General features: G+C 39.0%; 14 protein-coding genes. 8 read left to right on the forward strand and 6 right to left on the reverse strand.

From position 1 onward, the window contains the following. Nucleotides 1-23: 23 nt before the first annotated feature. Entirely contained in the window at nt 24-2471 is a 2448-nt protein-coding gene (locus tag H1R81_RS19065) for a glycosyl hydrolase family 95 catalytic domain-containing protein (RefSeq protein ID WP_181842347.1), read from the reverse strand. A gap of 182 nt (nt 2472-2653) precedes the next feature. Then, nucleotides 2654-3391, reverse strand: coding sequence for a sulfite exporter TauE/SafE family protein (locus tag H1R81_RS19070; protein ID WP_181842348.1), 738 nt, complete (start codon nt 3389-3391; stop codon nt 2654-2656). 141 nt (nt 3392-3532) lie between these two features. On the opposite strand from H1R81_RS19070, the gene H1R81_RS19075 reads away from it, so the two are divergent. After that, the gene (locus H1R81_RS19075) at nt 3533-4348 is read left to right on the forward strand and encodes a mechanosensitive ion channel family protein (RefSeq protein WP_181842349.1); all 816 of its coding nucleotides are present in this window, start codon (nt 3533-3535) and stop codon (nt 4346-4348) included. Between the two features lie 50 nt (nt 4349-4398). Here the strand turns inward: H1R81_RS19075 and H1R81_RS19080 are convergent, their stop codons facing one another. The 3 genes from H1R81_RS19080 to H1R81_RS19090 form a co-directional block, all read right to left on the reverse strand. Then, a complete protein-coding gene (locus tag H1R81_RS19080) occupies nt 4399-4596 on the reverse strand; it encodes a hypothetical protein (protein WP_181842350.1) in 198 nt (65 codons plus the stop codon). Nucleotides 4597-4726: 130 nt separating this feature from the next. After that, nucleotides 4727-6112: a cell wall metabolism sensor histidine kinase WalK gene (locus H1R81_RS19085; protein WP_181842351.1), complete on the reverse strand. Its 1386-nt coding sequence runs from the start codon at nt 6110-6112 to the stop codon at nt 4727-4729. Then, nucleotides 6109-6801 carry a response regulator transcription factor gene (locus H1R81_RS19090; RefSeq protein WP_181842352.1) on the reverse strand — a complete coding sequence of 231 codons (693 nt, stop codon included), beginning with the start codon at nt 6799-6801 and terminating at the stop codon, nt 6109-6111. Before H1R81_RS19090 ends, H1R81_RS19085 begins: the two co-directional genes overlap by 4 nt. A gap of 482 nt (nt 6802-7283) precedes the next feature. On the opposite strand from H1R81_RS19090, the gene H1R81_RS19095 reads away from it, so the two are divergent. Beyond that, complete coding sequence (locus H1R81_RS19095; RefSeq protein ID WP_181842353.1) at nt 7284-8195, forward strand: hypothetical protein; 912 nt, start codon at nt 7284-7286, stop codon at nt 8193-8195. 101 nt (nt 8196-8296) lie between these two features. Here H1R81_RS19095 and H1R81_RS19100 read toward each other — a convergent pair whose 3' ends face one another. After that, the gene (locus H1R81_RS19100; protein WP_181842354.1) at nt 8297-9649 is read right to left on the reverse strand and encodes a M24 family metallopeptidase; all 1353 of its coding nucleotides are present in this window, start codon (nt 9647-9649) and stop codon (nt 8297-8299) included. 147 nt (nt 9650-9796) lie between these two features. Here H1R81_RS19100 and H1R81_RS19105 point away from each other — a divergent pair, with 147 nt between their 5' ends. The 6 genes from H1R81_RS19105 (at nt 9797) to H1R81_RS19130 (ending at nt 19349) form a co-directional block, all read left to right on the forward strand. Continuing rightward, entirely contained in the window at nt 9797-12187 is a 2391-nt protein-coding gene (locus tag H1R81_RS19105) for a TonB-dependent receptor (RefSeq protein WP_181842355.1), read from the forward strand. A 148-nt stretch (nt 12188-12335) separates the two neighbouring features. Continuing rightward, nucleotides 12336-13391, forward strand: a complete 1056-nt coding sequence (locus H1R81_RS19110) for a DUF4249 domain-containing protein (protein ID WP_181842356.1) — start codon at nt 12336-12338, stop codon at nt 13389-13391. 35 nt (nt 13392-13426) lie between these two features. After that, entirely contained in the window at nt 13427-14569 is a 1143-nt protein-coding gene (locus H1R81_RS19115; RefSeq protein ID WP_181842357.1) for a DUF4249 domain-containing protein, read from the forward strand. Nucleotides 14570-14596: 27 nt separating this feature from the next. Next, complete coding sequence (locus H1R81_RS19120; RefSeq protein WP_181842358.1) at nt 14597-15727, forward strand: DUF4249 domain-containing protein; 1131 nt, start codon at nt 14597-14599, stop codon at nt 15725-15727. A gap of 28 nt (nt 15728-15755) precedes the next feature. Next, nucleotides 15756-16913 carry a DUF4249 domain-containing protein gene (locus tag H1R81_RS19125; RefSeq protein WP_181842359.1) on the forward strand — a complete coding sequence of 386 codons (1158 nt, stop codon included), beginning with the start codon at nt 15756-15758 and terminating at the stop codon, nt 16911-16913. A 48-nt stretch (nt 16914-16961) separates the two neighbouring features. Next, entirely contained in the window at nt 16962-19349 is a 2388-nt protein-coding gene (locus H1R81_RS19130; protein ID WP_181842360.1) for a TonB-dependent receptor domain-containing protein, read from the forward strand. Nucleotides 19350-19365: the final 16 nt, after the last annotated feature.

A 19365-nucleotide genomic window follows, 5' to 3' on the forward strand; every position in this document is an offset into this window, starting at 1 on the left:
TTCCAAATTCAGTAAAAAGTTCATCACTTCCCCGCCTGCAAAACATACGTTTTCCCGGCCTGTGTAGGCAAATCATACACAATCGTTTCTTTAATAAAACTCGCATCAACGTTGGCTTTAGGAGATACCAACGGCTCTTTAATAGCTGCTATCTGGAAAAATGGATTTGTATTTTTGCCATTAGCTTTTTTCATAGGCTGATTCGTTTTTAAAGCATGGCTTACACGCAAGCGGCAGTTCCCTCCTATGGTAGACTTAATGATTAGTTCTGTTATTTTGCTATTTCTCCAGGTCATTTTTACAATTTCAAAACCGCCTCTGGCTTTTAAACCACTTACGCTGCCTTCGCTCCATCTATCTGGTAAAGCAGGTAATAGTTGAATGGCGCCATCATGGCTTTGCATCAACATTTCAGCAATTCCGGCGGTGCAACCAAAGTTCCCATCAATCTGGAATGGTGGGTGTGCATCGAATAAATTATCGTAAGTACCACCTCCTTGTCTGCCCGGTACTTCGGCAGGTGATAACTGGTCGGTAATGAGTTTATAGGCACGATTACCGTCTAAAAGCCTTGCCCACCAGTTCACTTTCCACCCCATCGACCAGCCCGTTGAAACATCACCTCTATAAATTAAAGAAGTACGGGCCGCTGCAAATAAATCGGGATGCTGATAAGGTGAAACCTGATTGGAAGGAAAAAGACCATATAAATGGGATATATGGCGGTGCTGGTCTTTCGGATCGTCCAGGTCTTCGAGCCATTCCTGTAGCTGATTGTGTTGCCCTATCTGCATAGGTGGTAATTGTTGCAATCTGGCTTTTATCTGATTCATAAAGTCAACATCTGTTTTCAGCACCTTAGCAGCATTGATAGCATTAGAAAACACATCAAATACCAACTGATTATCCATTGTAGCTCCTGCTGTAATAGAAGATTTTGGTCTACCAGCAGGTGAATTTTCAGGCGAAGTACTCGGCACTACTACCAACCATTGATGTGAGGGTTCAGGAATCAGGAAATCATGATAAAACGTAGCAATGCCTTTCAGAACCGGGTAATATTTTTGTAAAAAGGTTTTATCACCACTATATAGATAATGTTGCCATAAATGCTGGCTTAACCATGCCCCACCCATCGGCCACATACCCCAGAATGCTCCATCTACTGCACCATTGATACGCCATAAGTCTGTATTATGATGCGCCACCCAGCCATTGGCATTATACATTGTTCGGGCAGTCTGACCACCTGTTTCTGACAACTCCCTGACCATATCAAACAATGGCTCGTGCATTTCGGGCAGATGAGTAAGTTCAGCAGGCCAGTAATTCATCTCTGTATTAATGTTAATAGTATATTTACTATCCCAGGGTGGGTTTACCCGATTATTCCAGATTCCCTGTAAATTGGCAGGTTGTCCACCCGGACGAGAAGAAGAAATAAGTAAATAGCGACCAAACTGGAAGTATAGAGATACAAAACTCGGGTCATTGCCTTGTGCAAAGGCTTTCAGGCGTTCATCAGTAGGCAGTTTTGCGGCTTCGCTTGTACCTAAATCTAATTTTACCCTATTAAAAAATCGCTGATATTCTTTTATATGATTATTAAATAGAGTGCCGTAAGGCATTTTTTCTGCTTTGGCTATATAAGCTTCTGCTTTTTTGTTTTCATCGGCACTAATATCATGATAATTCACAAAATTAGTCGCAATAGACACTAATAACGTTACTGCCGATGCATTGGTGATTGTAATACTTGTATCATTTCTGGTAGTTCGCCCATCATTCGGTAATATCTTTGCGATAGTTCTAAAACGTACTTTACCTTTTACACTCTCATGATCTTTGCCAAGCCCCGAAAGCGATAATTGATTTCTTAAGGTCATAGCTGCCGTTTTAAAAGAACTGTTCATTGATAAAGTAAAAGACAAGCTCTTTGGCTTATTAGCATTCAGGCGAATCACCATTACCTGGTCAGGAATAGAAATAAAGGTTGTTCGGGTATATTTTACATCATTAGCCTGATAAGTAGTAGTCTGAATAGCCTGTTCAATATCCAATTCTCTCCGGTAATTCGTATAATCTTCATGATCCGGGAAATCTAACCGGATATTGCCGACAGGTAAAAACATCTGTCCATTATTCTTTTTGGCAATAATATGTTTTTGCGCCATATCCTGTGCCTCCTGGCTTTTACCTTCAAAAATCAACTGACGTATGGCAGGCAAATTAGCTAAAGCCTCGGGATTATCATTTCTGCTCGGTCCACCCGACCAGAAAGAAGCCTCGTTGAGTTGCAGGGTTTCGTGTGTTACATTGCCATAGACCATTGCTCCTACCCGACCATTACCCAAAGGCAAAGCGTTTGTCCAGGTAGTATTGGCAGGTTGTTTATACCAGAGTTTAAGATTGTTTTGCTGGGCATGTATAGCCTTAGAGCATATCAAAAGAAGTATGATTATTCTTTTCATAAAGCGAGTTGAAAGGGTTGAGGAACAGTAAATAATCTCAAGATGAGATATATTCAGAAGCAAAGATAGTATTCCTTAGAAAAGATAATAATATCTCCAGTAGTTTTCTGGCTAATTTTTAGCTGCACTTTTATTCGCAAATCATCTGCCAAATTACTAATTGGCAATTTATCATTGCATTTTCAGGTAAGAAACAACTTGAAACAGGCAACAGTTAGCCCGAAGGCTAATAAATAACGAAGTGTTGGAATATTAAAACGTTGGCTACCGAAATAAGAGCCTAATAAACCTCCGATAATGGTTGCCCCAACTGCCCATTGTAAATCGGGTGTAAGGTGTATCCCTCCTTTTGATAATTGCCCGTATAAGCCTGAAAGTGAGTTTACGAAGATAAATAGTGCTGATACGGCCGCCGTTTCTTTGAGTTTTGCCCAGCGCATCAGCAACATTAAGGGGCTCAAGATAATCCCTCCGCCAATGCCTATCATGCCTGACAGTAAACCAATAGAAGCCCCTGCCACCAGGGCTGCCCATAATGGTACAGGGCGGTTGGGTGTTTCTTCTGTGCGGAACTGATAGAGTAAGCGGGCAATAGAAATCAAGATACAAACAGCTAATATTTTTTTATAGATGCTATCGGGGAGTGTCATAGTGCCTCCTAAATAAGCCATAGGAATACTTGCCAGGGCGAAAGGCATAAAGAGATTCATTTTGAAATGTCCTGCCCTGTAAAACCCTATAAATGAAAATAAAGATACTGCCAGATTCATGACCAAGGCTGACGATTTCATCATAGCGGGGGCTACACCCATTAATGCCATTACTGCGAGATATCCGCTTGCGCCACCATGCCCTACTGATGAATAAAGAAATGCAACAATAGCCAATAGAAAGAGTAAAATATAGAGAGAAGATTCCATGAGCGTTGAATAGAGCGTTATATTTTAACAAATATAACGCAATTAAACATTTTACAACAAAGAATAGTTAGCTTATCATATCTCCATTAGTTTTTCAGTGTCTATTAATTTAATTTTGCATTAGTAGCAATATCCACAAATATGATAAAAGGCGTCTTTCTTGATTTTTTTCATTCGGTAAGTATCATTCTTATTCTTATCGCAGCTTTAGTACTTTCGCAGTTGGCCCGTAAAGCATTGAATCGATATGCACGAACCACCTCTCGTAATATCCGGATCAACCCAACAACCTTCAGTTTCCTCAAAAATGCCATAAGCTTTGTTATTTTTGCAGTAGCAATTATCTTGGTTATTCATCTTATTCCGGGCTTAGAAAAGCTGGCTACTACCCTTTGGGCAAGTGCAGGTATTTTATCAGTCGTAATAGGTCTGGCTACGCAACAGACTTTCGGCAATATTGTAAGTGGTATCTTTATTGTTATTTATAAACCCTTTCGTATCGGCGATTCTATTCAATTACCTAATGGGCGACATGGTATTGTAGAAGATATAACCTTACAGTTTACTGTCATCAATAATGCAGAAAACCGACACATCATTGTACCCAATTCAGTAATCACAAGAGACTATATAATTAACTCAACCATAATCGATGATAAGGTCTGTAATCAGATTGATATAAAAATTGTTACAACAGACATTGACCGAGCAATGAACTTACTCAAAGAAATTGCCATTGCTCATCCGGATTTCTACGATGCTTCAGTAATAGAGGAAAAAGACGAAATACTGCCAAAGATAACTCCGGTTCTGGTACAGGTTATTGATTTAGCCGACTCCTGGATTACCTTAAGGCTAAGTGTGTGGTGTAGATCTTCAGCCAAAGCCTTTTCCATGAAATCTGACTTATTATTAGAGATAAAAAAACGATTTGAAAGCGAGGGAATTAAAATATAAAAATAAGGGCTACTTTCTCAGTAGCCCGGGGGTTGCGTTTCAGGAAGCGGTCAGGCAGCTTTTTTTAGTTTCTTATGATGATGCTTCTTTGAGTTGTCTGCTACTTTTTGCTCGTTTTTAGCTTCTTTTTTTTCTACTTTAGCGGTTTTCTCTTTGGAATTTTGTTGTTTTTTGCCTCCTTTGGCAAAGGTAACAGGGGCGAAAAGCATAGCAACAGCTAAGGCTGCTAATAAAACTGACTTTTTCATGTTTTTAATAATTTAAAATTGTAAGGATTATTCACCTGACTCTGGCGAACTTTCTGATACAAATCTCAGCTATCCTGATTAAAACCATTATAAGCCTGCATTAAATACGGGTTAAATATGCAAGAGTAGATTAAAAATTTGTCTGATCATTATCTGCATTGGGTAATTGCACAGTTACTTTTGTGCCTTTGCTCAGTTCGCTCTGAATACTTATTTTACCTTTATGTAACTCTATAATTTTATTACAAACCGACAACCCAATACCAAAGCCCGATATATTAAGGGCATTTTTTGAGCGAAAGAAAGGCTCGAAAATTGTCGCTAAATCATCTTTGGGGATTCCTATTCCTTCGTCTTTAATAGTAACAATAGTATATGTTTTATTAAAGTCAATAATCACTTCTGCCTGTTGCATAGGTGAATACTTACAGGCATTGTCTATTAAATTAATGAAAGTCGTTTTCAGTAAAGCTTCATTCCCGAAAACGATAATAGAACTTTCATCTTCCGGTTCCTGCGCGTATTTTACAGTAACTCTATACTCTGGTTTACTTAACCCCAGTTCATCTTGTGCCTGAAAAATAATATCATCAATTCGGACCTCTCCAAAATTGATTAGCGGAGATTTAAACGGGCGCACAATCTGTAATAAATCGTTTGAAAGATTTATCAGACGATTAATATCCTGACGGATATTCTGTAAAATGCCTTTATGTTGTTCAATGGAAAGATTTTCCTCAAGGCTAATCTCTACTTCTGACTTTAAAGCGGCCAGAGGTGTACGCAGTTCGTGTGAGGCATGAGAAACAAAACTCTTTTGCAGCTCAAACGACTGCTCTAAACGAGCTAACATTTTGTTAAAAGCCGCTGCCAGTAAGCCTATCTCATTTTTACTTTCGTGGCCTTCAATCCGTTGTCTGAGGTTATTAGCTGTAATAGTACTTATTTTACTGATAAAAAGATTAACTGGCTTTAATGCCCCTCCGGCAAAGAAGACGCCTAATAAGATAGTAATCAGAATGCCTACTATTAGGCCTAAAATAAGAGTCTTTCTCAGGTTCTTTAGCTTACTTTTTCCGAATTTATCAAATGCAGAGGCTAATACTACAAAGTTTTGGTGATCTAAATTATAAACCAGGCCTAAAGATTCATTTTCGCCGCTTGGAAACTCTAAATATTTAGCTTCCCGGACCCTGTCTAATAGCGCTGCATCGTAGTTAATTACTATTTCATCGATACTGCTATATAATAGCTCATTTTTGTCAGAAAAGATCAGGACTTTCTCATCATGCAGAGCTGTAAGCGTGTTCTTATCAATAATTTTTAATAAAGCATTATCTATTTCATCTACCTTAATAAAAAAAGAAGCCGTAGTGAGTGCCTTGTTTTTAAGGCGTTCCATAAACTCCTCCTCTCTATACATAGCCGATTGCTGATAGATAATCCATGAAAACAACGACAATAAACTCGCAACAATTATCGAAAACTGAATCGCTATTTTGGTCTGGATTTTCATGCACTTTCTCTGATCATATAACCTAAACCCGGGCGGGTATGAATCAGCTTAGGTTCAAAGCCTTTATCTATTTTCCGGCGTAGAATATTGATATATACTTCTATTACATTAGTACCTGTATCAAAATGAATATCCCATACGTTGGTGGCAATTTCAGGTTTAGAAATAATCCTGCCCTGATTTCTTACCAGAAATAGCAGAAAGTCATACTCACGAGCTGTCAGGCGTATCTCCTGCCCTGCCCTTTTTACTAATTTGCTATCAAGAAAAATCTCTAAATCGGCAATTCTGACAATATTTCCCAGGCTCTCTGGCTCAGGGTTATTGTGTCTTAATGCTACTAATACTCTATGATATAATTCCCTGAAATCAAACGGTTTTACTATATAGTCGTCTGCACCTGATTCAAACCCCTCTATCTTATCCTCTATTTCGCTCATAGCTGTGAGCATCAGTATCGGCAAATTTGGTTTAAAAGACCTGATACTTTTGCATACTTCAAAGCCATTCATTTCAGGCAGGTTAATATCTAAGATAATCAGATCAAAGTCGATAGACTCTGCTCTTCTTAGCCCTAAAGTGCCATTATAAGCTACTTCTATTTCAAACCCTTTATTTGTTAATCCGCGTGTCAGTAACTGAGCAATTCTTTGATCGTCTTCAATTACTAAAATTTTTTTTGCCGACATTTCCATTCACAATCTTTAAAAATTATCCAGTTTTTAGCCTATATAGCCCCGAGACTCTATTGATTAAAAGAGTTTTATGCTATAATCAATCATCAATTCAGGATATACGTTTACTCAAAGATACAAATCTAAAACCACTGATTTTAACCATTTATCTTTTTTTAATTTATTTCTAAGCAAGAATTAAGGTACATTTCAAGGTCAGAAAAGATTTATGGTTTAAAATTGTATTATGGTCCAACACCTTTAGAGAGTCCTGACATATATCGCTAATAGTAATAATTAATCTCCAGAAAATAACCAAACAAATCAACAGAAGCAGTATTTTATTACACAAAAATTCATATTAGCCGAATAAATCACTGATTCATTAAAATATTCTTAATTTTTTACCTTACTACGTATATTTCTTTTTAAAATACCAAATCGAAACTAACTTTGCTTACTATAAGTTTTACAGCTTTCCTAAACTATCTATTTTAATGAACCAACAACCCACAGAACACCAGACCCGCACCTATGCGGCTGCTATCAGTATTTTACTTTTGTTATCTTTGTTATGGGGCGGCTACCAATGGAGAATTGGAGGAACACTCAAAAAAGAGAATGAAGTATTGACCAAACGTACCGATTCTCTGAAAGTAGTAAGAGACAATCTTCAAAAAGATTTAGAAGGTATATCCTCACAATTAGAAGCAGCTACAGCTCAGAATCAAAGCCTTTCTGCTTCGCTTACGAGCATCAATGAGAAATTAGCCGAAAAAGACAAGGTGCTGAATCGCCTGCAAAAAGACAATCAGTCGTTGAGTGTCTTACGAAAACAGGTAAATGAGTTGAAAAGCCTGAAAGAGTCTCTGAGCAATGAACTGGCCGGCATCAGACAGGAAAACGCTCGTTTAAGGGCTGATAATACTCGGCTTACGCAAGAAAACGAAGATTTAAGAAGATTAAATAATACTAAAAATGTTAATACTTTCCTGCCGAAAGAGGAAGAATCCTCTGCTTCGCTTTTAGGAGCTAATGCATTTCGTGTAGATGTCATGAACCGGAAAGAAAAGCTGATAGTAAAAGGCCGCAGGGCAAGAGAAGTAGCTATTATGTTTGATTTGCCGGAAGGAGCAAAAGGCGGAGCCGATGAAATAGTATATTTAAGTATAAAAGATATTACACAAAAACCCTTAAAAGATTCAAAAGCCAGACAGGTGAATGTTGAAATAAAAGGAGTGATGAATCCGGTTACGGCTCATCTGACAAAAGCCGTAGATTTTACAAGAAATCCGCAAAGGGTTACTTTAAAATACAAATTAGATGAGAAATTGAAAACGGGCGTCTATGTGGCAGAACTTTACACAGACAAATTGTTTATTGGTAAAGTTGAGTTCCGGTTAAGATAACGCTCTGTCAATAGTATTTATCAGGCATCTTTTAGCTTTGGGATTTATATTGATTCAATTGGTAAAGATTGTAATTATCTTTACCAATTTTTTTCAGGTTTCTACTTTGCATGGGTTAAAATTCTCGGAATCGGAATAATTTCTGTCTGACGGCCATCTATATACCGAAAGCCTTTTTCATCAAAAAAACCGTCTTCTTCCAACATAATTCTGATGGGCTTTTTCCACTCTGCCAAATCAACAGATACATTTAACTCTATCGAATACGCCGTATTAAAGTTCAGTGGATAATCACCACTGCCGATGGTCTTCCCCTGGTTATCCCACATACCAATAGTTGGCCCGGCAGCATGACCATGATTCCCGATAGGGTGTGTATAAATAGTACCTCGCAAACCATCTTTTTTCGATTGCTCCAGAGCTTTTGCCAGAATTTCATTACCCGTCAACCCAGCCTTGAAATTATCAGTCAGATTGTTTTGTAACTGGTTACCCTGTTTAAATGCTTTTTTCAGATACTCAGGTATGTCTGTTTCAGCCGGTTTCAGAATATAAGCGTGTTGCTGCTGGTCTGTATTCAGGCGCAGATAGGTAATACCAAAATCACAGTGAAGTAAATCGCCCGGCATAATCACCTGTTTTTGTGGTCGTTTCGAAAAAGTACGCAGATGGTCAAAATTCTCAGGGTCAAAGCGTTGAATATCCACCGTCGGATGAAACCATGTATCTAACCCTAAGTCTGTTACTCTCTGACGCATCCACCATACTACATCGTCAGTAGTAGTAATACCCGGCTGAATCACTTTATCAGAAAAAGCTTCCTGAATAATATCATGCGAAATACGACATATCTGCTGATAAATAATCATTTCCCGTTCGGTACGAGTCTCAAGCCAGTTGACTGCCAGATTAGATGCTGAAACTATTCTGCCTTGAAATTCAGCAGGCAATTTCTCCATCAATTCTTTCTGCTCTGTATAAGTCAGGCCATCGGCATGTGCATAATACTTCGAGAAGTTCAGGCCAATTTTTTTAGGATTCTTTTCTCTGATTACTTTTACCAGCGCGTCCCACTGATCAGGATTCGTGTTTAAATCCCATTCTCCTTTCAGTAAATTACCTACATCATAGCGTGCAATAGCCAGTCTCTCGACACCCTCTTTTGCTCCTTTATCAAAAAATACCATCATTGTCCGCCTCCTTGCCGAGAGCCAGACTGCAGGCAGCATAGTTTTCATCACAGGGTCTTCGTTGTATTCTCTCGAAATCAGCACCCACATATCCACCCCCTCTTTCCGCATCAGTTGGGGTAAAAGATTTGTCATTCTATCTTCCAGTATTTCATCAATCACGGTCGCACGCTCCCGCTCAGACAAAATACGGGGAATAGGCACTTGAGAAAAAACAGGTGAAATGGCAAAGAAATAAAAGACAATGAATAAAATTCTTTTCATGATGAAGACAGCTTGGTTTAGAAACCTAAAGATAAGCCTCCTCAACAAAAAAACATGAGTTGCCTGAACATTTTTATACAATTCTATGCACATTTCTACTAATTCATTTTATTTGAATATATTTGTTTAAAACCTATCTATTACCCGATGAAATTTAGTTTTACTGCAATTTTAACACTATTCTGTTTATCCATACTCTTTGCACAAAACAAAACTCAGGTTGTAAGAGGCAGCGTGATTGACCGCATTACCCGTCAACCCATTATCGGCGCATCTGTTCAGGTTACAGGTACAACTCAAGGAGCTATTACTGATGCCTCAGGTCTTTTTTCTATTGCAAATGTTTCTATTGGGCGGCGTTCTGTCAAATGCAGTTCGGTCGGGTATGAAACTTATTCCAGTGAAGAATTTATCCTCAACTCTGCCAAAGAAGTAGTGCTGACCGTTGAGTTGAGCGAAGCAACAGGCGATTTGCAGGAAGTGAAAATAACGGCTTCACAGAATACAAGCCGCCCTGTCAACGATCTGGCTTTTGTAAGTGCCAGGTCTTTTACTGTCGAAGAAACCGAACGTATTCCGGCATCGGTCAATGACCCCGGTCGTATGGCACTGGCTTATCCTGGAGTAAAAGCAGGCAGAGATGAAAACGAAAATAAGATTGTAGTGCGAGGTAATTCTCCTTTTGGTATTCTATGGCGATTAGAAGGCATTGATATACCGAATCCCAATCACTTTGCACAACCGGGGTCAGGTGGTGGTGGTATTACAGTTTTCAGTGCGCAATTATTAAGCCGCTCTGATTTTTTCACAGGCGGTATGCCTGCCGAATACGGCAATGCCATTGCCGGTGCATTTGATATCCGGTTCAGAGAAGGCAACCAGCAAAAAAGAGAATACAGAACCAAAATTGGCTTACTGGGCCTTGATTTCTCAACCGAAGGCCCCATTGCCAAAGGGCGTTCGTCTTATTTGGTCAATTATCGCTACTCTACTTTAGGTTTATTGAGCCAGATGGGCTTTTATCTGGTGGGCGAACGAGTGTCTAACTTGTTTCAGGATTTATCTTTTAATATCGCTTTCCATAGCAAAGATGGCAAGAAAACCACCACCCTTTTTGGTTTAGGGGGGCTAAGCACAGAGCATTATTTCCCGGTCGAAAATCCCGAAGAACGTATATCAGGTAAAGCTGACAATTGGGAAGACAGAGTCAGGCCTGCCAATATGGGTGCTATGGGGCTGACTCATACCAGCAATATCAACGAAAAATCTTCCCTCAAATATGTTGTATCCGTAATTGGCAGTTCTATTAAACGTTTCTCTGATACACTTAGCTTAAAAGATGAGCGATTCAGGTATGATACACAAGCCTATAAAGAGTTTCGTCTGGCGGGTTCTATAGCTTATAATTACAAATTCAGCAATAAAACCCGTCTGAAAACGGGGGCTATTCTGAATTATATTGATTTCGATTTTTTTAAAGAGACTGTTGCCCGTAAATCTGTGAGCGATATCAACCAGTTAAATGCAGGCAGGCAGGTTTCTGTAAACGGTAGCGGCAGTACTCAAACCGCACAGGCTTATGCGCAGTTAGTACAGAATTTAGGCAAAGGTCTGACCCTGAATGCCGGGTTTCATCTGATGCACCTCTTTCTGAACAATACCTCTTCTTTTGAACCCCGCCTGTCAATCCAGTATCGTTCACCCAATGCCCATACTTTTAGTTTTGCTTATGGTCTGTACAGCCAGTTACTTCCTATGAGTGCCTATTTTTACACCCGAAAGGATACGGTAGCAGGTGTAGTCAGCGAATCGAAACCTAATAAGAATTTATCATTTCCGAAGTCAAATCATTTTATTCTTAGCTATAATTATGTAACACCGGGTCTCTGGAAATTCTCGGCAGAGGCTTACTATCAGCTATTAAACAAAATTCCGGTAGAGCCTGCCTCGGGCTCTGCTTACTGGATGCTCAATTACGCCGATAATTTTCCTGAATTTACCGTCATAAGCAAAGGTAGGGGCAGAAACTACGGTATTGATTTATCCGTCGAGCGATTCTTCTCAAAGAAATACTATTTAGTGATTACGGGATCTCTTTTCGATGCGAGGTATCAGACTGTAGATGGCAAGTGGTATAATTCAGCATTCAACGATAAATTCAGCACAGCACTCACCTTTGGCCGTGAATTTATATTTAAAAACGGTTCTGTTTTTCAGGTCGGAGCAAGATCTATCTACAATGGTGGATTCAGATATACACCACTTGATCAGACAGCATCTGCCCAGGAAAAAACGTATATTATGTTAAAGGGAGCTGATTACTCATTGCAGGCTCCGGCCTATTTCCGGATTGATGGCAGAATTTCATACCGCACCAATCGACGCAAATACGCTACTGTAGTATCGTTAGACGTTCAGAACGCTACAAATAAAATTAACGTAACAAGTGTACAGTATAACAGTATCGAAAATCGTTTAGAACCTCGCCAGATAGGAAATGGCTTTGTGCCTGTCCTGAGTTTCCAGATAGATTTTTAAACCAAAATATACAAAATCCGTTTTTCAACGCCATAATCAGGCGTTTCATCTATTAAATACCCCCTTGGCACATTATTAATTTCTAATCTGTCTTTGAATATTTATATTTGTCAGTATTACAATTTATTTAGTCTGTGTCTATTCTATTATGTCTCTATTCTCAAAAATATCGGTTATTACCCTTGTGCTTTTAACAGGTGCTTGTGTAACACCGTTTGAGCTGAATCTGTCCAGCACAACGAAACATCTGGTAGTTGAAGGCAATTTGACAGACATAGATACTGAACAAGTAATAAATATTCATGAAACTTACAATTTTAAAAAAGACACCTATAATGTTCCGACATTAAATCTGAAAGTTGAGCTTGTAGTAAATGGTTCTGAAATAATCAGTTCTACTGAAAAAGGCGGTGGTGATTATGTTTTTCCTTTTGGTTTCCGGATACACCCCGGTACTACTTATAAACTGAGAATTAAGAAACCTGATGGCACTACTTATGAGTCGAGTGAAGAAAAAACTACACAGGTTCCTGTAATTGACCGGATTTTTGATGAATTTGAAGTAAGAGGCATAAAAGATGAATTGGGAAAAATCCCCTCGAGAGATATACCCGCCAACTATATTTATTTAGATTTCAGGGATAATCCTGATGAAAAGGATTATTATATGTGGACCTGGAAACTGTGGGAAAGGCAGTACTATTGCTATACGTTGTATTATGACTTCCCCTGTAATAGCGAGTGTTGGGAAATATTTTATAGTAAAGACTTCAATGTTTTCAGCGATGTCTATTCTAATGGTAAAACTACTTATGGCAAATTGATTGGCAAAGTACCTTTTTACTCAACTAATGGTGCACTTCTTGAAATCAGCCAACAGGCGGTATCCGAACGGGTATATCGTTATTTTAAACTTGTAAGTGAGCAATCGCAAAATAGTGGTACACTGGTTGACACCCCTCCTGCGGCCATTGTAGGGAATATAAGAAACATTAATGACCCTACCGAGCCAGTATCAGGGGTATTTTCGGTAGCAAGCACTGTAAAACAGAAATATTGGTTAGATCGTCAAAATGGTTATGGCAAAGCTTCTCCGATAGGGCTTTACGGTCGTATGCCTCTAACAGCACCAAATTCCCAGACATATCCATGTATTAAAGGGTCTGGCCGTACACCAAGCAAACCGGAAGGTTGGGTAAATTGAATCATACAACTATAGATAAAATTTCCATCTGACTAATGAGTACAAAAACAAAGTGGTTCATTATAATAATAGGTTTGTGGATATGCTCTTGCATTGAACCTTTTGAGATAACTTTTCCACAAGGTAAAAAAATACTGACTGTGGATGCTACTATTACTGATACGGCAGAGGAGCAAACCTTCAGTATTACGGAGTCTGAAAACCGGAATAGCGTTGTTTACTCTTTTCCTGTAAGGCAAGCCAAAGTTGAAGTATTAGTTAATAAAACAGAAAGGGTATTATTGATAGAAAAAACACCTGGTATTTATGCACTTCCGGGTTCGTTCAGAGTAAAAGTAGGCAATAGTTATCAGCTTGTTTTTGAAAAAGCAGACGGAACAAAGTACCAATCAGGAGAAGAAGTAATGACCAGCGTACCTGAAATTGACAGGGTTTATGACGAATTCCGTATGCAAGGGCAGGAAACACAAATAGGTTATGATCCTGCATCATATATTTATTTAGATACAACAGACCCTGCCAATGAAAAAAACAATTATGTATGGACATGGCGGCTATGGGAAAAACAGATTATCTGTAAATCTTGCTTCGGTAGCAGATTTTATACCGACCCACTTCCCGCAGGAAAGTGCCTCATTGAAGAAAAATATAAAGATGTTCCCTACTTTGATTACGCCTGCGATAGCAAATGCTGGGAAATATTTTATAATACAACTATTAATGTATTCAGTGACGTATTTAGTAACGGAAAACCCATTATAGGCAGATTAATAGCTAAAATACCTTATTATTCAAAAGAAGGTGCTTTACTTGAAATCAAACAGCAGTCTGTTAGTGCAGAAGCCTACAGGTACTTAAGACTTTTAGTAGACCAGGCGCAGAATACAGGAAGTTTAGTGGATACCCCTCCGGCGGCAGTAATTGGTAATATTAAAAATGTAGTAAAACCTGAAGAAGAAATTGCCGGATTTTTCATGGTCTCTGGTGTACGGACAATCAGATACTGGTTAAGCCGTGAGAATGCCAGAGCAACTAAGGCTGTTCCGACAGGTATCATCGGACACCAGATTTATTATGAACCTAACTCCGAACCACCCGAACCACCAAGACCGCCTATGGCTCCATGCATACCCGGTAAGTACCGGACAAATGTAAGGCCGGAAGCCTGGATTGATTAATTGATTAAACCAATTAAAATTAATAAAATGCTTAAAAGCAAAAGTTTCTTACTCCTGTTGTGTATCTGTATATTATTTTATGCTTGTGTTGAACCTTACGAATTAGGAGTGCAGCAAGAACAGAAAATACTAACCATTGATGCCACCATTACCGATTTAGCAGATGAGCAGACAGTTAAAATTTCGGAGTCTTTTAGTAGTAGTAATGTAGTCTATGCACTACCTGTTACAAAAGCTAAAGTGGAGATTGTAATCAATAATACTGAACGGGTACCGCTGACTGAAACAACCGGAGGGGTTTATATACTACCTATTTCTTTTCATACAAGAGTAGGAGAAAAATATAAATTGGTTTTTAAGAAAGAAGACGGAACCCAATATGAATCTACGGAAGAACGCCAGAGTGTAGTTTCTGATATTACCCGGGTATATGATGAGTTCAGAATTGACGGAATTGAAACCAGTTTAGGAAATAGACCTGCTAATTATGTATATTTAGATACAAATGATCCCGCCAGTGAAAAAAATAACTATATGTGGACCTGGAAGCTCTGGGAAAGACAAGGAGTTTGTATAAGTTGTGTAGGTGGCCGATATTTTACTACTCCTGTTCCTGCCAGATGCAGAATGGAGGCTGCTTACTCAGAAGTAACCTATGATTATGGTTGTAGTGAAACCTGCTGGCAGATTTTTTATAATACTGATCTGAATGTTTATAGTGACGTATTTTCAAACGGACAATCTATCTTAGGCAGACTTATAGGAAAAATACCGTATTATTCGGCCAGTGGTGCTTTGCTTGAAATTAAACAACAATCTATTTCGCCTTCAGCTTATCAATATATGAAACTATTAGCTAACCAGGTACAAAATAATGGTAGCCTGGTAGATACACCACCGGCAGCGATTATAGGAAATGTAAAAAATGTTAATAAGCCGGATGAACCCGTAGCAGGCTTCTTTATGGTAACAAGCGTACGCACGAATAAATATTGGTTAGGCAGAGAAAATGCAAGTGGATTGGCTACACCTTTAGGATTGTTAGACCATGCTATTAATTTTGAGCCTTCGGCCGGAGACCCAAGACGCCCTCCTTTAGCTCCTTGTGAAGAAAGCAGAGTTCGTACACGCTTCAAACCTGATGGTTGGGTAAATTAGTGAAAATAAACAAGAAAAAACTTCAGAAATGACCAGAATTAAAAGTGTTATTTCTCTCTCAATTATCCTGTGGGTTTGCTCCTGTATAGAGCCATTCCCTCTGTCTTTTAATGGCAACAAGGTTATTTTCACAGTTGAGGCCACGCTTACAGACATTGACGAGCCTCAGAAAATTAAATTATCAGAATCTAATTCGTCTGAAGGGAATAATTATGTATTGCCTGTTTTAAACGCCAAAGTTGAGATACTGGTAGATAAAAAAGAGAAAATTGTTCTTAGTGAGCAGGAAAACGGTATATATGCGCTTCCCGGTTCTTTTCGTACCAAAATAGGTAGTACCTATCAACTGTTTATTCAGAGAGTAGATGGTTCTCAATATCAGTCAGGGGTCGAAACTATGATTGGTGTTTCTGATATAGTTAAAATTTATGACGAATTTTTAATTAAAGGAATACCACGAGGTGCTTATTATGACCCGGCTCATTATATATATATTGATACTCCTGACCCGGCCAATCAGAAAAACAATTATATGTGGACCTGGAAACTCTGGGAACTACAAGAGGTATGTATAACCTGCTTAAATGGCCGGTATTTTGATACAGGGACATCAAGAGACCCCCGGGGCTGTAGAAAAGAAGCCGGGTTTGAAAATATATGGTTTGATTATTTCTGTAATGGCGATTGCTGGGATCTGTTTTTCAGTACAGAATTAAATGTATTTAGTGACATCTATACCAATGGCAATGTCATTACAGGGAAATTGGTAGCTAAAATACCCTATTATCAGGAAGGAGGAAGCCTGATAGAGATACAACAGCAATCTGTTTCACCTGATGCCTATCGCTATTTTAAACTGATAGCTGATCAGGTACAGAACAACGGAAATCTGGTAGATACACCTCCATCTGGTATTCTTGGTAATGTAAAGAATATCAATAACGCAAATGAACCTGTGGCTGGTTTGTTTATGGTTACGAGTATAAAAAAAATGAGGTACTGGATAAGCCGCGAAAATGCCAAAGACAAAGCTTTTCCTGTTGGCTTATTAGACCATTTTATTATACCGGAGCCAACAGATGAGGCACAACCGGAAAGACCTCCGCTTGTACCATGCATTGAAGGCCCAACCCGGACAAAAATTAAACCAGACGGCTGGATTGACAGAATCAGAAGAGTTAAATAAAAAATATTAATTAATAAACATTTACCATCAATTGATATAATCAGAACGATGAAGAAATTTTACGTAATAAGTTTACTTCTGCTATTCAGCATAGTTGCTCAGGCACAGGTATATTATCGGTTCAGCGGCTATGTAAGAGATACTGTTGATGGCAAGCCTTTAGTAAAAGCCTCAATTAATGTCGATTTTGGCAAATTCGGGGCTGTTACCGATGAAAATGGTTTTTTTGATATAAACATCCCTTCTGGCGAGCACGCCGTTACCATAAAATTTGTGGGATACCGCCCTGTAAGAGATGGTTTCAGAATCTTGTCTGATATGACACGTAAATACGCTTTAGGGCGATTAGAAAATGAATTGGAAGAGGTGATTGTCTCAAGCAAGGGAGTAGAGGCCAATGTTCAACGCCCGCTATTAGGGGTAAATCAGTTAAATATCAAAACGCTCCGCAAGCTTCCCGCAGCAGTCGGTGAAGTTGATATTCTGAGAGGTTTACAGATGCTTCCGGGCGTAACCAGTGTAGGAGAAGCCTCGAACGGCGTAAATATCAGAGGAGGTACAACCGACCAGAATCTGCTTTTATTAGATGATATTCCAATCTTCAACCCTACCCATATGTTTGGTTTGTTCACGGCTTTTCCCTCTGAAGCTGCATCTGGAGTTGAGGTTTACAAAGGCAATACCCCTGCTCGCTTTGGCGGTAGGGCAGCCGCGGTAATGGATGTAACATTATCACAACCTTCTTTGGATAAATTCAAAATGAATGGTGGGATTAGCCTGGTTTCCAACCGTCTAACATTGGATGTGCCTGTTATCAAAGATAAATTAGGTATTATGATTTCAGGCAGAGCTTCTTATAATGACTTCCTGTTGCCACTCGCTTCTAATAAATTAGATGGTATCAAGGCAAATTTTGCCGATCTGGTCGGGAAAGTGTTCTGGCGTTTAAACAGCAAAAATACCATCACAGCTTCGGGCTATTATAGTAAAGATTTTTTCCAGACAGAATTATTAGGCGGAATCGGTAATATCAATGCTACTTCAACCCAATACGATTACCGTAGCAGAAGTTTTTCAGCCCGTTGGTTTTATGCTATATCGCCAAAACTAAACCTCCAAACCACAGTTGTTTCGGCTTATTATATCCCAAAAACTTTATTGCCAGAACTTAATACAGACAATAAGGTTGTGTTATTATCTGACATAGACTATAAACAGGCAAAGACTAACCTCAATTACTCTTTAAATAAACATAATATAGAGGTCGGTATTAGTGCTACTAAATACAAAGTTGCACCCGGAGAATTACAACCAGGCACCAGTCGAAGTGTATTGGCATTGAAAACCCCGGATGAATACTCTTTAGAAACGGGTATCCATGCAGAAGATGAAATTACGCTTTCGCCTAAAACAACCTTTTCGATTGGCGTGCGTTACTCACAATTTTATGCTTTAGGGCCTGCCGATGTACAGATATATGCTCCGGGAGAGCCTAAAGACGCTTTGTCGGTACGTGATACTGTATTTTACGCCAAAAACAAAATTATTCAGTCATATGGCGGTTTTGAGCCAAGAGTAGGTTTGAAATATTCGATCAGCGATAAAACCTCTATCAAGGTAGGATATAATATTATGCGGCAGTATATGCAGGTTGTAACTAATACCACAACCCCCTTGCCTACCTCTCGCTGGAAAACATCTGATAGCCACATTCGTCCGCAAGTAAGTTCATTGATGGCAGCAGGAATATTCCATAATTTACCGGGTAATGTATATGAGCTTTCAGTTGAAGGGTATTATCGAACAACCAATAATATCATTGATTATAAACCCGGCGCAGATTTCTTATTAGACTCTCATCCAGAAATGCAGTTATTGCAAGGCAAGAACCGTTCGTATGGTTTAGAAGTGATGTTCTCGAAGAAGAAGGGAGAAATGACCGGCTGGGTAAACTATACCTATTCACGCTCACTGAACTTAGTATCGGAAGGAAATAGCTTTGGCGAGCAGATAAATTTCGGCAAATGGTATCCGGCCAACTATGACCGACCACATTCTTTCAATGCTTCTGTCATTATTAATCAGGGCAAACACCACGACTTTTCGTTTAACTTCTCTTATAGCACTGGTCGTCCTTTTACGATGCCTGAAGGATTCATCATCTATCAGGGTACAAGCTATCCATATTATGGTGTACGTAATAATGCTCGTCTACCAGACTATCACCGCCTTGATTTTGCCTGGAATATCTATCAGCCAAGCATGAAAGATAAACGTTTTAAAGGCAACTGGACATTTACGGTATTTAATCTATATGGTAAGAAAAACGCTTATTCTGTATTTATCCGCACTCAGGGAACCGCAGTATCAGCTTATAAATTGGTGGTTTTTGGGGCCCCAATTGTCTCATTATCTTATAATTTCAGATTTATGTAAAAAAAGAATATCGCTT

The organism is Emticicia sp. BO119 (assembly GCF_013912375.1).
Classification (GTDB): Bacteria; Bacteroidota; Bacteroidia; order Cytophagales; family Spirosomataceae; genus Emticicia.

What these genes read in the sequence shown, in the direction of transcription:
- H1R81_RS19065 (WP_181842347.1), bottom strand. Translation starts at nt 2,471, where the DNA reads ATGAAAAGAATAATCATACTTCTTTTGATATGCTCTAAGGCTATACAT.
- H1R81_RS19070 (WP_181842348.1), bottom strand. Translation starts at nt 3,391, where the DNA reads ATGGAATCTTCTCTCTATATTTTACTCTTTCTATTGGCTATTGTTGCA.
- H1R81_RS19075 (WP_181842349.1), top strand. Translation starts at nt 3,533, where the DNA reads ATGATAAAAGGCGTCTTTCTTGATTTTTTTCATTCGGTAAGTATCATT.
- H1R81_RS19080 (WP_181842350.1), bottom strand. Translation starts at nt 4,596, where the DNA reads ATGAAAAAGTCAGTTTTATTAGCAGCCTTAGCTGTTGCTATGCTTTTC.
- H1R81_RS19085 (WP_181842351.1), bottom strand. Translation starts at nt 6,112, where the DNA reads ATGAAAATCCAGACCAAAATAGCGATTCAGTTTTCGATAATTGTTGCG.
- H1R81_RS19090 (WP_181842352.1), bottom strand. Translation starts at nt 6,801, where the DNA reads ATGTCGGCAAAAAAAATTTTAGTAATTGAAGACGATCAAAGAATTGCT.
- H1R81_RS19095 (WP_181842353.1), top strand. Translation starts at nt 7,284, where the DNA reads ATGAACCAACAACCCACAGAACACCAGACCCGCACCTATGCGGCTGCT.
- H1R81_RS19100 (WP_181842354.1), bottom strand. Translation starts at nt 9,649, where the DNA reads ATGAAAAGAATTTTATTCATTGTCTTTTATTTCTTTGCCATTTCACCT.
- H1R81_RS19105 (WP_181842355.1), top strand. Translation starts at nt 9,797, where the DNA reads ATGAAATTTAGTTTTACTGCAATTTTAACACTATTCTGTTTATCCATA.
- H1R81_RS19110 (WP_181842356.1), top strand. Translation starts at nt 12,336, where the DNA reads ATGTCTCTATTCTCAAAAATATCGGTTATTACCCTTGTGCTTTTAACA.
- H1R81_RS19115 (WP_181842357.1), top strand. Translation starts at nt 13,427, where the DNA reads ATGAGTACAAAAACAAAGTGGTTCATTATAATAATAGGTTTGTGGATA.
- H1R81_RS19120 (WP_181842358.1), top strand. Translation starts at nt 14,597, where the DNA reads ATGCTTAAAAGCAAAAGTTTCTTACTCCTGTTGTGTATCTGTATATTA.
- H1R81_RS19125 (WP_181842359.1), top strand. Translation starts at nt 15,756, where the DNA reads ATGACCAGAATTAAAAGTGTTATTTCTCTCTCAATTATCCTGTGGGTT.
- H1R81_RS19130 (WP_181842360.1), top strand. Translation starts at nt 16,962, where the DNA reads ATGAAGAAATTTTACGTAATAAGTTTACTTCTGCTATTCAGCATAGTT.